General features: G+C 44.6%; 13 protein-coding genes. 4 read left to right on the plus strand and 9 right to left on the minus strand.

The window, feature by feature from the left end; translation table 11 throughout:
- The 3 genes from K331_RS30110 to K331_RS0121260 all read right to left on the minus strand — a co-directional run.
- Positions 1–836 (minus strand): hypothetical protein (locus tag K331_RS30110; RefSeq protein WP_036635492.1); only part of this gene is annotated, 836 nt, incomplete at its 3' end.
- Positions 837–1,117: 281 nt separating this feature from the next.
- The gene (locus K331_RS0121255) at positions 1,118–2,107 is read right to left on the minus strand and encodes an aldo/keto reductase (protein ID WP_028591837.1); all 990 of its coding nucleotides are present in this window, start codon (positions 2,105–2,107) and stop codon (positions 1,118–1,120) included.
- A 249-nt stretch (positions 2,108–2,356) separates the two neighbouring features.
- The gene (locus tag K331_RS0121260; RefSeq protein WP_028591838.1) at positions 2,357–3,175 is read right to left on the minus strand and encodes an AraC family transcriptional regulator; all 819 of its coding nucleotides are present in this window, start codon (positions 3,173–3,175) and stop codon (positions 2,357–2,359) included.
- A 149-nt stretch (positions 3,176–3,324) separates the two neighbouring features.
- Here K331_RS0121260 and K331_RS0121265 point away from each other — a divergent pair, with 149 nt between their 5' ends.
- Positions 3,325–3,675, plus strand: a complete 351-nt coding sequence (locus tag K331_RS0121265; RefSeq protein WP_028591839.1) for an SH3 domain-containing protein — start codon at positions 3,325–3,327, stop codon at positions 3,673–3,675.
- 79 nt (positions 3,676–3,754) lie between these two features.
- Here the strand turns inward: K331_RS0121265 and K331_RS0121270 are convergent, their stop codons facing one another.
- On the minus strand, positions 3,755–4,120 hold the full coding sequence (locus K331_RS0121270; protein WP_028591840.1) for a YybH family protein: 366 nt from the start codon (positions 4,118–4,120) through the stop codon (positions 3,755–3,757).
- Between the two features lie 69 nt (positions 4,121–4,189).
- Entirely contained in the window at positions 4,190–5,071 is an 882-nt protein-coding gene (locus K331_RS0121275; RefSeq protein WP_028591841.1) for a LysR family transcriptional regulator, read from the minus strand.
- A gap of 228 nt (positions 5,072–5,299) precedes the next feature.
- On the opposite strand from K331_RS0121275, the gene K331_RS0121280 reads away from it, so the two are divergent.
- Complete coding sequence (locus K331_RS0121280; protein WP_028591842.1) at positions 5,300–6,175, plus strand: DMT family transporter; 876 nt, start codon at positions 5,300–5,302, stop codon at positions 6,173–6,175.
- 186 nt (positions 6,176–6,361) lie between these two features.
- On the opposite strand, the gene K331_RS0121285 is transcribed toward K331_RS0121280, so the two are convergent.
- Positions 6,362–7,939: a glycoside hydrolase family 43 protein gene (locus K331_RS0121285; protein ID WP_028591843.1), complete on the minus strand. Its 1,578-nt coding sequence runs from the start codon at positions 7,937–7,939 to the stop codon at positions 6,362–6,364.
- A 148-nt stretch (positions 7,940–8,087) separates the two neighbouring features.
- On the opposite strand from K331_RS0121285, the gene K331_RS0121290 reads away from it, so the two are divergent.
- Both K331_RS0121290 and pelA read left to right on the plus strand, forming a co-directional pair.
- The gene (locus tag K331_RS0121290) at positions 8,088–8,936 is read left to right on the plus strand and encodes a helix-turn-helix domain-containing protein (RefSeq protein ID WP_036635494.1); all 849 of its coding nucleotides are present in this window, start codon (positions 8,088–8,090) and stop codon (positions 8,934–8,936) included.
- A 606-nt stretch (positions 8,937–9,542) separates the two neighbouring features.
- The gene (gene pelA, locus K331_RS0121295) at positions 9,543–10,502 is read left to right on the plus strand and encodes a pectate lyase (protein WP_226383661.1); all 960 of its coding nucleotides are present in this window, start codon (positions 9,543–9,545) and stop codon (positions 10,500–10,502) included.
- A 215-nt stretch (positions 10,503–10,717) separates the two neighbouring features.
- Here the strand turns inward: pelA and K331_RS0121300 are convergent, their stop codons facing one another.
- The 3 genes from K331_RS0121300 to sigK all read right to left on the minus strand — a co-directional run bounded on the left by K331_RS0121300 (position 10,718) and on the right by sigK (position 13,450).
- A complete protein-coding gene (locus K331_RS0121300; RefSeq protein ID WP_226383662.1) occupies positions 10,718–11,848 on the minus strand; it encodes an acyl-CoA dehydrogenase family protein in 1,131 nt (376 codons plus the stop codon).
- A gap of 31 nt (positions 11,849–11,879) precedes the next feature.
- A complete protein-coding gene (loaP, locus tag K331_RS0121305) occupies positions 11,880–12,407 on the minus strand; it encodes an antiterminator LoaP (RefSeq protein ID WP_028591847.1) in 528 nt (175 codons plus the stop codon).
- Between the two features lie 341 nt (positions 12,408–12,748).
- The gene (gene sigK, locus K331_RS0121310; protein WP_028591848.1) at positions 12,749–13,450 is read right to left on the minus strand and encodes an RNA polymerase sporulation sigma factor SigK; all 702 of its coding nucleotides are present in this window, start codon (positions 13,448–13,450) and stop codon (positions 12,749–12,751) included.
- Positions 13,451–13,512: the final 62 nt, after the last annotated feature.

The following is a 13,512-nucleotide window of genomic DNA, read 5'->3' on the forward strand; positions in this document are numbered from 1 at the left end:
AGATCAACCTGAGTTAACGGACCACTTACTTGCACCCCACCATGAGACCTTAGCGCCTCGGGCACGAAGTCCAGCTTGCCTTCCACATCCGCATACAGTCCTTGCGGATCTGTTGCTCGTACCGTGAAGGTAGTCGGGAGAGTCGGAGTCCCTCCTATGTTTAAAATACTTCCCTGCAAGTCCAAATTCAGACCGCTCTGTGAGCTCGGCTCCTGGACAATTGCATAGGACAACGTATCTCCATTCGGATCCTCGAACCAGTATTCCACAGGGAGGTCTGCTGGCGTAAATGTATCATCGTTCGGGTTATACGTTACTAATGGCTGGCACATGATGAGCGGTGCTTGATTACCTGTGGGCGAAATTACTCGATAATCTATGTTTCCTAACATGTTTCGAACATCGTCCTTAGCCACAGTAGGCGGAACTATATTCAAATAGCTCACGATATCTCCGATATCTACAATACCGTCTTCTCCAGCATCCACAACATTCACAACAAAAGGCTGAACAAGCGTGCTCTGCTGATTGAATATATTCAAATTAAAAAATGTACTGCCCTCTTGCAAAGGTTCGATGCTCAGAGTGTTATCTGCTTCGGTCGAGATTTTAATGATATCGTCTTGATATTGAGTACCTATGTAATTATGATTTTGATCAAGCTTGAAGTTTACCTTTTGATTGGAGGACAGAGTTATACTCGTCACCGGCTCCGCATATGGCGCCGCTCTCACTATTTGACCATATTGAGACACTTGGGATGTTAATATCATAGCTAGGGAAATGACAGTAGTTGTTCTCTTTTTAAGATTTCCCTTTTTACGGTGTTTTTTCATCGCTGACCTCCAATTTATAGTTCTTTACATATATCGACAGCAAACACCTAGGTATTAAGACTTATACCCGTTTTATACAACCTCGTTTACCAATGATGTTTTATTAATGAATTAATTACATAATATAACATCTAAAAATTTGATTTATAGTCATTATAAGGACTAATTTGATATAAAACATATAAAAAAAGGATAAGGGATTCCTCCCCTATCCTTGGCAACTCTTTTGCAATTAGCGATTTCACTCCTTATTAAGTTACCTAGAACATATTAAATTTCAGTTACGCCAAAATGGCATCAATGGCCGCTAGCTCCTCTTCGGTGAACTCAAGAGCCGATAACGCACCGACGGCATCCTCGATCTGACTGACTCTACTTGCTCCGATGAGCGCGGAGGTCACACGTCCGCCCCGCAGTACCCAAGCTAGTGCCATCTGCGAGAGCTTTTGACCACGCTGCTCAGCAAGCTCCGTTAACTTCTTGACCTTACCCATAAGCTGCTCATTAAGGTCCTCTGGCTTCAAGAATGGACTTGATCCCGCTGCACGCGAATCTTGAGCAATTCCGTTCAGATAGCGATCCGTCAAGATACCTTTTTCTAATGGAGAGAATACGATTGAACCGATCTTCTCCTTCTCCAGAACATCCAGCAATCCATCCTCTACTCCCCGGGATAGCATAGAATATCTAGGCTGATGAATCAGACAAGGCGTTCCCAGACTCCTCAATATGCGCGAGGCCTCACGAGTCGCCTCAGGACTGTAGTTGGATAGACCGACATAGAGGGCTTTACCTTGGCGAACAATTTGTGCGAGCGCATTCATAGTTTCTTCCAGTGGAGTATCCGGGTCCGGGCGATGGTGGTAGAAAATATCAACATAATCAAGCTGCAGCCGCTTTAGACTTTGATCCAGACTTGCGATCAGATTCTTCCGAGAGCCCCATTCCCCATAAGGACCGGGCCACATGTAGTAACCAGCCTTCGTGGAGACGATAAGCTCATCCCGGTATGCAGACAGATCGGTCTTAAGTAATTGGCCAAAGGTCTCTTCTGCCGAGCCTGGCGGCGGCCCATAATTATTCGCCAGATCAAAATGGGTAATCCCCAGATCGAAAGCTCTGCGAACCATAGTTCGCCCATTTTCAAACGAATCATGTCCCCCGAAGTTATGCCATAGCCCAAGTGAGATGGCTGGTAGCTTCAGTCCGCTCGCACCAGAGCGATTATATAGCATTGTGTCATATCTTCTATCATTTGCTTGGTATGTCATATTGAACCCCTCCCTTTTGAACTAAGGTCATTTTAACGATTATGACGGATAGTTCCTATAGCAGTAAGGGTGTTGTTTATGGAATAATGTCGTTTATAGACGATAGTTATAATTACATTTATAGGGATGAGTATACATTAGTAGTGGAGGCTAGTATCTTCACTGGATCTGATTTCAGGTTGAATGATCTGGGGGAGTAACGGTTAGCGGATGCACGACTCTATAGGCACATTCGATACATTCAAGACACTAATAATAATGCTTTGGAGCAGTGCCTTTGACTTTTTTGAACATTCTGGAGAATAATAATGCGTCCTGGTACCCTACAGATCTCGCTACCTCTCCAACTGAATATCGCTTTTTCCTCAGCAACTCACACGCTTTATCCATTCGAAATTGCAGCAGATATTGCTGTGGGGGGACACCAACAGCTTCTCTGAAGATCGTAGAGAAATACTTGCGGTCAAGCCCCAGATATGCGGCGATGTCCTGAATGGAGATGGCTTCATGAAAATGCGCATGAATGAATTCAATCCCCTCCACGATGTATACGTCTTGCTTTCTGGGGGCAGAGATTCGTTCAGCTGTGTAAGGGACCGTCTCCACAAGAACTGACAAAAATCCATACATTAAAGCTTGAATCTGTAGATCAGATCCTGTCTCCTGAGTGGAAGCTTCTGTTAGCAAATCATACATTCCTGGCATGAATCTCATATCCATCGGAAATACAGGCTGCTCTGGAGTAAGTCGGGTACGGTTCAACACGGAATTGACCTGCTCCCCATGAAATCCGATCCACGAATACACCCAGGGTGTGTTCTGATCTGCTACATAGTAAGTCAAGACATCTGGATATATGAGAAAAGCCTCTCCAGCTCCCAATGTATAGGTATGCTCCCCAACCTGAACCCTTCCAGAACCTTTGTGTATAAAATGAATCTTGTAGACATCGCGCACCAAGGGACCTACAGCATGTCCAGGCACACACTCCTCCCTTCCCCAGTACTGCAAATGTATATCCGGGTCCGCACGGTAAGCTGGTTCTGCATTATAATGATATGCTTTCAAGAAGTCATCACCTCCGCTAGATACGGACATTATACCATAAAAAAGTTTGGATTCAGGCCGCTTCGCATTCTCCCCTTTTTTAACAGGGAGCTAACATGATATATTTTCTTCAGTAACACATCCCCATAGATGAAAGGAGAGGCGCGACTTTGCATCGTTATATAGTAATTAAGAGCCACGAATCTACCTACCCCGACCCGATCATCCTGCAGGCACAACAAGAAGTGCTATACGGAGCAGAGGATACAGAATACCCGAATTGGATATTTTGCAAATCTCTTCTTACAGACAAAGAAGGATGGGTGCCCAAGCAAATGCTAACGACACCCGATGACTCTGGCATTGCAAAAGTTCTTCAGGACTACTCTGCTCATGAGCTTACCGTGCTCGAAGGAGAAGTGTTGCTTGGGATGAAGCATTTGAATGCCTGGACCTACTGCAAGACAGAGAAAGGGGAGCTGGGCTGGGTCCCTTCTACCTGCTTGAATACGTTACTGTAGTTTAAAAATGACAGAAGAGCGCCGCCAGTTATCTGTGCGGCCCCTCACCAGCATGCTCAATACTCAATAGCATCGGTACTTAAAGACTGCTCAGATGCTCATGAATCAGCTTCCATTCATTCGTGTGATCCTTTATGAAGACATTCGTCGCCCTACCGCTCCCGGACACTCGCTTGCCATTGTGTAGTCCATGGTAGTGATATGTATACACACATGTTGCCACATTCTCATCTGTTGCGATCCATTGTACATCCTTTGCAGTATAGACCTCTTCTTTAATCGTGTCCCATGCTGTTTCAAAGTATTGCTGAATCTGGGCCATCGTCGTACAAGTCTGATCCGTGAACCAGTATATCGCATCTTGATGCAGCACCTTTTGAACATTCGCAAAATCATGTGAATTCGTAGCTTCAATATATTGTTCCAGCGATTCTTGGTAATTCATGTTGTGGCACTCCTTTAGCCTCTAGTTTTCTGTTTTCTGTTCGTTTCCTAACACCATTTCTGCCGTTCCCTACGGCGTATCCGTTGTCTCCAGCCACTGCTGAACGTGTCTGACAAAATGTCTGGTAGCTGGTGAGGCATCCTTCATCGTATGAACGGCTATGCCCAAAAAGCGATAGCTGGGCACATCCAGCTCCATACAGTGCACATGCTGGGCACGTCCCTGCAGGACAAGCTCTGGCAGTATACTCACACCTAGACCATTCTCCACCATAGCGATAATGGCATAGTCATCTTTGGAAGAGAACATGATGTTGGGCTTGAGCGAGGCCTTCTCCATAATCCGGCGGACATCATAATCCGAGCCCTCCCTTGGGACAATAAACGACTCCGACTCCACCTGAGCCAAAGGAAAACAAGATAAATGACCAAGCGGATGCTCCATGGACACGATGGCTAGCATCCGTTCCTTTCGTAGCGGATACACGTCGAAGGCTTCGCGAGAGGGAATCGTGATAAATCCGCAATCCACCTGACCCTCAGCAATCCAGTTCTCAATCTCCTCATAATCGCCCTCCATCAGCTTGAAATCCACACGGGGATATTGTTTCTGGAATTCCTTGATCATTTGAGGCAGCCAATGGACGGACACACTGGTAAAGGTGCCAATGCGAACCGTACCTGTCTCCAGTCCGTGAATGGAGGCGGCTACCTGCTTCAATTGCTCATTCCAATTGAGCATTTCCCTTATGGGCTTAAGTAGCTGCTCTCCGTTGGAGGTCAGTCTTACTCCCGACCTTCCGCGAAGCAGCAGTGTAAAACCCAACTCCTCCTCCAGACTGCTAATGGCATGGCTCACCCCTGACTGGGTAAAGCCCAACACATCAGCCGCTTTGGTCAGACTACCCAACTCTACGACCTTCATAAGGATCGTATATTTATGAATGCTCACATTACACCTCATCTCCATCATCTACATTATGATGCAATGCTCGAGGCGGACTAGCGACCCACCTTCGGGCTGTTATTCCATGAATTTTTCTCATGCTAAGTATAACAAACCTTCAATATTCTTGTATTGAAATCCGAGTATACTAGAGAAGGAATTTCAGAGAAACCTACGTCTGAAATACATATTTACTCCCATCTACTACACAGCTCAAAGGAAGCGTATAAAACAATGAATGCACAAAAGGCCAGTATGCTAGTTCTGCTTGTTACCCTGGGATGGGGCTCATCCTATTTATTCATGAAAATGGGGCTGGGGTCCATTGAGGAATTCAATCTCATTGCACTTCGCTTCGGGATCGCTTTCCTGATTACGGGTGCCCTATTCTTCAAACGTCTGAAGCGAATCGACAAGACGACTGTGAAGTATGGCGCCTTGTTAGGGCTGGTTCTGTTTGGCGTGTTCGCATTCATTACCTTTGGTCTAAAAACAACCAGCACCTCCAATGCTGGCTTTTTGGTCGGTCTTACGGTGATTTTCGTCCCCTTACTCCATGTTCTCTTCTATCGCAAACGACTTGCGGAACATCATCTATTGGGGGCAATTACGGCTATAATTGGAATCGGATTACTTACGCTTAATAGCGATCTACGTGTACATTCTGGCGACGTGCTGTGCATCGCAGGAGGAATCTGCAATGCCTTGTACATCCTCGTTACTAGTGCGGCGGTCAAAAAGACTGATTCCATTAATCTCGGCATCGTCTCACTAGGATTCACAGCGGCATACGGGCTTCTCTTCTCTTTCATTTTTGAGTCGCCTGCCCTACCCCATACGCCTAGCGGATGGATAGCCATTCTGGCTCTCAGTCTGATCTGCAGTGCCTTTGGATTCATAGCCCAGCCTGTAGCGCAGAAATATTTGGCCCCAACGCAAACCGGCCTGATGTATGCTATGGAGCCTGTATTCGCGGCCTTGTTCGCCTTTCTTTTTGTCGGGGAGAGACTAACCATGCAGGGGTATATCGGAGCCATGCTAGTACTGGCTGGCGTATTCATTTCCCAATGGCGAAGCAACCGAAAAGAGGCATTAACCCCCTCAGCCTAAGTAACACTCGAATATCGGGGCATTCGAATATCTGAAACATCTGAATATCTCCCAGATATGAATATCTCTAATATCCGAATATCTCTAAGATTAAAAAAACTCCCGATGGATAAACATCGGGAATTTTTAATGAACCGTTTTCTGAATATAAGCAACAATGCTCTGTTATGATATAGCCCATACACCTTAATACAGTGGCGAATATTCAAAATAATCGAAATCGACATGATTCTGACTCGCTTGCCCTTGGCTGCTTGCGAACAAGCCGATATACGTTCCAGAGAATCCCCCTGCTACATCAACACTCAGGATTGTCCCGTCAACCTGCTCCAATAGCGGATTCCACACTTCTGCTTGCGTGGCAAAGTAGAAGCTGTAATCCTGTCCCCTTGCTTCGGCCTTGAGATACAGCTTATGGTTCGACTCTGTCGACCCGACCAATTGCTCAGCGAGCGTTGTGCTCATTCCTTCAAAATGTCGAACCAACCGTACAATACACCCTTGCTCATTACGAGTATACTCTGCACGGTATTGGGCATCATTGTGCTGCAGGATGACCAGACCTGCTACCTCATGAACCGATTGCGGAGCAAACTCAAGCACGGTCCGCGCGGAGAATTGAATATGCTGCTGACGTCGCCCAACGAAGCTTGGATTGACGAATTCCGTCATCGTTTCGGGCTTTAGCTTCAGCCGCAAGTATCCCGGGCGTTCTGTTAATGACCAGAACTCACCTCTTGGTGTGCGGATAAAGTTCCATGTCAGGCCTAGCTGCTCACTGTCAAAATGATCGCAGACAGGCTGGGACGGCCATCGGTGCTCGGGAAGCGAAGGACGCGGCATTTCCAGCTCAACAACGCCCTTTCCTGGATTAACCACAGGCCAGCCTTCCTCCCAGACAAATGGTACCAGGAACGTTTCACGCCCCAGATTTCTGTAATAGCCTCCATAGGGACGTGATCCCAGACACACCATCCACCATTCTCCATCCTGCGTCTGCACAATGTCCGCATGGCCTACATTGGTCACAGGATGCTTATTGCCCAGATGACGATGCGTAAGAATCGGGTTGGACTTACAGCCTTCATATGGCCCCTTTATATCTGTACTACGTGCGACCGTCACCGAATGGGTATGTCCAGTGCCCCCCTCAGCAATGATTAAATAATAATAGCCGTCGATCTTATACATATGTGGCCCTTCCTGGGCATGAACATACTTTAATGCACCGTCCCAGAGACTATACTTCACTCCAACCAGCTCACCCTTGCTTACATCGAGCTCCTGCATCCAGATCTCCATATGCTTGGGATATTGCTGACCTCCAGGGGGCTGACGGTTTGCCATGATGTAGCATTTTCCATCGTCATCAAAAAAGAGTGATGAGTCGATTCCCGGTGCATCAGGAAGCCATACAGGGTCTGACCACGGTCCGGCGGGGTCACTCGCTGTCACATAAAAATTCCTTCGCGCTCCGGTTACGCTTACAACGAAGGTGGTGACCATATAAAAGATTCCATCATGATAGCGAAGCGTTGCGGCATAAATCCCTTTGGAACAAGGAGTTCCATCCAGATCAAGCTGGGATGGTCGGTCCAGCACATGCCCAAGCTGACGCCAATTTACCAGATCCTTACTATGGAAAATGGGAACCCCCGGAAAATATTCAAAGGATGACGTAATTAAATAATAGTCCTCCCCGACTCTGCATATCGAAGGATCAGCATAACAGCCCGGAATAATCGGATTCTGGAACGTGTTCATTTTATTATCAACCCCTATCTTTTATCAGGACAATAAGATTATTATAGTGCAAAAAAAGCTATATTTTTTTCGGTTATATGTCCATTTTAGCCTTATAATTTATTATGATTGTCCTTTTAAATCTGCTATCGAGCAAAGGGTGTTGAATATGACAGAGATTCTGGGAACCAAATATGCGATTGCGGAGAACGAATTCACGATTCAATATCTCTACCAGACCGGACCTGCGTCCATGCCTAGGTCACATTCACATTCAACGTATGAAATCTATTACTTACTGGACGGGGAGCGAGTGTTCTTCGTAAACGAGACCGTTTACACCGCCCAAAAGGGAGAGCTAATCCTGCTTCATCCTCATGATATCCATCGGACCACAAGCTCAGATGCATTAAAGTGCGAGCGTATTTTGATTAACTTCAGTGAATCCTTTATCGCGACAGAGCTATCGAGATGTCAGGTTTCACTGCTGCAAAAAAATGCTGTTAGTCCTTTGATTCATTTCCCCATTGATCTGCAAGCCGCAGTAGAAGAGCTGCTGCAAAAGATGCTACGTGAATGTGAACTGGGCTACGAAGCTGTTGAGACCTGTGTGCGTGCCCTATTAATTGAATTACTGGTTCATATGCGACGCCATGCAATTAAGGAGAGCATGAAACAGACGATAACCGCCCATCCCATGCATCAGAAGATGACTGAAGTGGCTGGCTACCTGAGCGATAATTTCCATAGTCAGATCACGCTACATGAGGTCTCCAAGCTCTTCTACATCAGTCCTTCCTATCTAAGCCGTACGTTCAAGAAAATTACGGGCTTTCAGTTCAAAGAATATTTGCAGATTATTCGATTGCGCGAGGCCAAACGTTTGCTTAGAGAGAGCAAGGCCCCCATCTCACAAATAGCCGAAAGTACAGGCTTTGAGCATGTCGCCAATTTTAATGTGATGTTCAAAAAAATAACGGGAGTCACCCCCAGCTATTATAGAAAGAGTAATCGGTAACAAGGGGTTACCAAAAAAAAGCTCTGCCGGTAACTAGCCAGCGGAGCTTTGGTCACTTTTTATAGAGATTAGGTGCGTAGTTCGTATTGCTTCGATGATAACATCATACAGTCTTTGCTCAAGTCCCGTTTTCTCAAACACAAGAGTCAGTTTTCCACGGTCATATGTTTCACTTCATTTACTTGAACACACTCATTTTGACCCCATTTTCATATAGGACCATATGATTAGGCATTAATGTTTATTTCTCTTTTTAATACAAGACATAATTCGTTTGTGATAACCCGTCTAAAACCGAGACTTTTCCTAGTAATTTGGCTTCGTTCCAGATCTAAATCCAGCTACAACCCATACATAACTACGAACGAAAAACACTACTAAAGAACTAATTAATAATCGTCAATTTATTATTTTTTATTACATAATATTTCATGTATTGACAAAAGAATTACCATGTCATAAAATTCCATTATCCAATACAAATATTGGGTGTAAAACGAAAACAAAGCCATTAAATAATAAAGAAAGGAGTATATGGTTTACATTGTAATTATGAATGGCAAGTAAACATAAATAAACGATGAAACGGGAGAGTGTACAATGTTTATGAACAAGAAAAAGATCATTACAGGCGTTATGGTATGCACGATGGCATTTTCTGTGGCTGGTGGGGTAACGTTGTTCCAACCAATCACTACAGTATCCGCTGCGGATGCTTCAGGGACGACTGCTAGTATGTCCGATATTCTAAAGAATCAGCTTGCTGATGGAGGATGGAAAAAGGATTATTCGGAGACTAGTGGGGAATGGGCCAAATCGACAATTGATAACAAGGCTACTTATTCAGAAATCAGAAGACTTGCAAGTGAGTACAAGAAAACAAAGGATTCCCGCTATTCAGATGCTGCGATCAAGGGTATTAACTTTTTGCTCAACATGCAGTATTCCAACGGGGGATTCCCGCAAGTCTATAAAAGCTCAGGCTATCATACACACATAACCTTTAATGATGACGCGATGATTAATGTACTGTACTTGTTGGATGAGGTGGGCAGCCGTAAAGGTGACTTCTCCTTCATCGACAGTTCCTTGGCTTCTCGTAGCCAGGCTGCTGTGGACAAGGGCGTAGACGCGATCTTGAATTCGCAAGTCGTGGCAAACGGTAAGCTGACAGCATGGGGACAGCAACACGATTCCAAGACACTCAAACCAGCAGGTGCACGAATCTATGAAGTACCTTCCCTCTCGGCTGGAGAGAGCACTTCTATTGTAAAGTTCCTGAAGACAAGACCTTCCAACTCCAAGATCTCAGCTTCCATCAAAGCTGCAGAAGCCTGGTTTGAGGAAGTCAAAATTACAGGCTACCGCTATGAGCGTAAGAATGGGGATAGCAAGCTCATCAAAGACTCCAGCGCTTCAGCACTGTGGGCACGCTTCTATGAAATTGGAACGAACAAACCGATTTTCGTAGGCCGTGACGGGGTAGTTAAGTATGATCTTACCGAAATTGACAAGGAAAGAAGAGGCGGATATGCCTGGTATGGCAACTGGCCATCCAAGCTGTAATCTATCTGCATAGCAGAGCTGATTATGTTAACGTAAACAAATCACAAATTAAGCGTATGCATGATATTAATAGAACTCCCAAAGTTCATATAACAGCCGTTTAATAAGCTAATTGGGGTCTGGTCGATTCTGTTTCATTGACTTCTTCGACCAGACCCCGATTTTATTCATTAGCCTTTATATACCTATAACCCAAACCACAGTACATCACATGTTTAGTACTTCTTTCTGAAAGCATGGCTTGCAATTATGATCTGTTGGATTTGCGAGCTCCCCTCTACGATTTCCATGATTTTTGCATCTCTAAGATATCTTTGGACAGGGTAATCAGATCCTACACCATTGGCTCCGTGAATTTGAACAGCGTCTCTTGCTGCATTAAAAGCAGTTCGGGAAGCAACATACTTGGCTTTAGCAGTCTCCATTACAAATCGTTCATCGTTATTTTCTCTTAAATAGCTGGCGTGCAAACAAAGCAATCTAGCACAAGTGATGTTAACCTCCATTTCTGCAATTAGCTCTTGTATGAGCTGGTGATCTTTCAAAAACTTATCTCCCTGCTTGCGCTGAGTAGCATATTGTACACTGGATTCCAAGCAGGCCTGCGCCAAGCCTACACATCCCCATGCTGTACTATAACGCCCATGAGATAGTCCATAGTTAGCGACATGAGATAAGCCAAACCCAATTCGGCTCAACAGATTATCTGAAGACACTCTACAATTATCGAAGGTGAGCTCCGCCAACATGGAGCCTCTGAATCCTAGCAGCCCTTTAATCGGTGTTGTGCTAAACCCTGGTGTATCTCGCTCTACCAGAAATGCTCCTACTCTTCCTTTGCACTTGGCAAATACAATGTACAAATCAGCACTACCGCCGAAGGTGATCCATTTTTTCTGTCCGTTAATGATATAGTCCGATCCTTCCTCGATCGCCTCTGTCTGTAAATTCTTTATGTCACTCCCGACACCAGGCTCTGTCAGTGCAAAAGCAGCGCCTACCTGACCCGCTGCCATCTTCGGTAGCCAGTGCCTTTTTTGTTCCTCTGTTCCCCACTTTAAGATGGCGCTGGACACCATGCCTTGAACACCGAGTAAATTTCTTACATTAGAGCAACCCCGTCCAACCTCCTGATGAAGCAAACCTGAACTAATTAAATCCAGACCGGCACCGCCATATTCACTAGGTAATTCAGTAGCCCAATATCCCTTTTCAACCATTTTTTCTATGATGCTCTTCGGGATATACTCCTCTTGGTCAATCTGAGCAGCATACGGCTTAATCTCTTGATCGACAAAAGCTTTAAACTCTGCTTGCTTTTCTTTATGAGAATGACTAAAATCCACTATGACCAGCTCCCTCAGGTTTTCTGTTGTATCAACTATTCTTTCGAAATACATTCACTGCCAAGTCGACCGTCTTACTTTCCCCGTTAAAATTCAATCTGACCTTGGCTCTGTTATGATGGTTGTCCAATTTCATAATCCTATCTTCCATACCTAATAGGGGCCCTTCTTCTACATAAAAGTTGCGATCCTCCATCAGAACTCGTGAGGAACAAATGACCCCAGATTGGTCAACAAGATTCAGAATGGTCTCGATCTCTTCAGGATCAATCGCCGTCCAATAACAGCCGTCCTTACGAGGAATACCCGTATTTAAAATTTTAAGAATATAAGGAATTTCCATAATTCTATAGTAAATATCTGGTTGCATTGTTGTCTTGATCAACACATAGCTAGGAAACAGTAACCTAGCAACTGCTCTTGTGACTCCCTGTCTTCGTTCTAACAACATTCTTTTGGGTACTAACGCAGTACAGACTGATTCATTAAATAAAGCATGGATGCGATTCTCTACCATCATTTCTTTATCGGCTTGAACAAAAAGAGCGTACCATTCCACGTTAACACCCTCTGTACTGTATTCTTTTTTTATTCAACAAATCGGGACAACAGCGACTAGTTACATTATGATTGTAAATCAAATAAAAGGCTGAAAACGTTATAAAAATCATATCTTGAAATATAATTCAATTAGACACTTTTTATCATTTTTTATAGTTATTTTTCCATATTATCAATAGTTGCTAGAATATCGTGCTTCTCTAAATTTTTTAATTCATAAAAAAACGCGTAAAATGGGCGAAATTAAAAACAAGCCACGATGAAGTGGCCTGTTCGTCATCACGCCTTGCGTACTTAATCTATCCTTTATCTTGAACAGGATGACTAATATATTTCAAGTTACCCCTTCTGTTTATAGAACTCATGATACAGCTTCATGAGCGCCCGCTTCTCGATCCGTGATACATAGCTGCGACTAATGCCCAGCTCCTTGGCAATCTCACGCTGCGTTCGCTCTTCTCCACCCGTCTCTAGACCGAATCTTCCGATTACCACTTCTTTCTCACGGTCATCAAGAATGTCCAAGTTGCGGTAAATCTTGCTCTTCTCGATTTTGAGTTGAACCGTGTTGACCACATCGTCCTCCTCTGAGCCGAGGATATCAATTAATGTAATTTCATTACCTTCTTTGTCCGTCCCAATTGGATCATGCAGTGACACATCTTTGCGTGTCTTCTTAAGCGAACGCAAGTGCATTAGAATTTCATTTTCAATGCACCTAGCCGCAAACGTTGCCAATTTGGTGCCCTTCCCAGTCTGAAAGCTCTCAATTGCTTTAATCAGTCCAATCGTACCGATGGAGATCAAATCCTCCAGATCCTCTCCGGTATTGTCGAATTTCTTGACAATATGTGCAACGAGACGCAGATTATGTTCGATGAGCATATTACGGGAATGAGCATTGCCTTCGGCCATCAGCTTCAGATGCCTCGCTTCATCCTGTTCGCTGAGCGGTTGGGGGAAGGCGTTATTCTTGACGTAGGAGACGAGTAAGGTCAGTTCCTTAATGAACAGAGCAATTGCAGTAAACAATCCGGGCACAGAGGACACCTCCTGGAAATATACATGAATCTGTCTTTTTCCATCACAGTATGGTCTGTTTA

It is taken from the genome of Paenibacillus massiliensis subsp. panacisoli DSM 21345 (assembly GCF_000426545.1).
Classification (GTDB): Bacteria; Bacillota; Bacilli; order Paenibacillales; family Paenibacillaceae; genus Paenibacillus; species Paenibacillus panacisoli.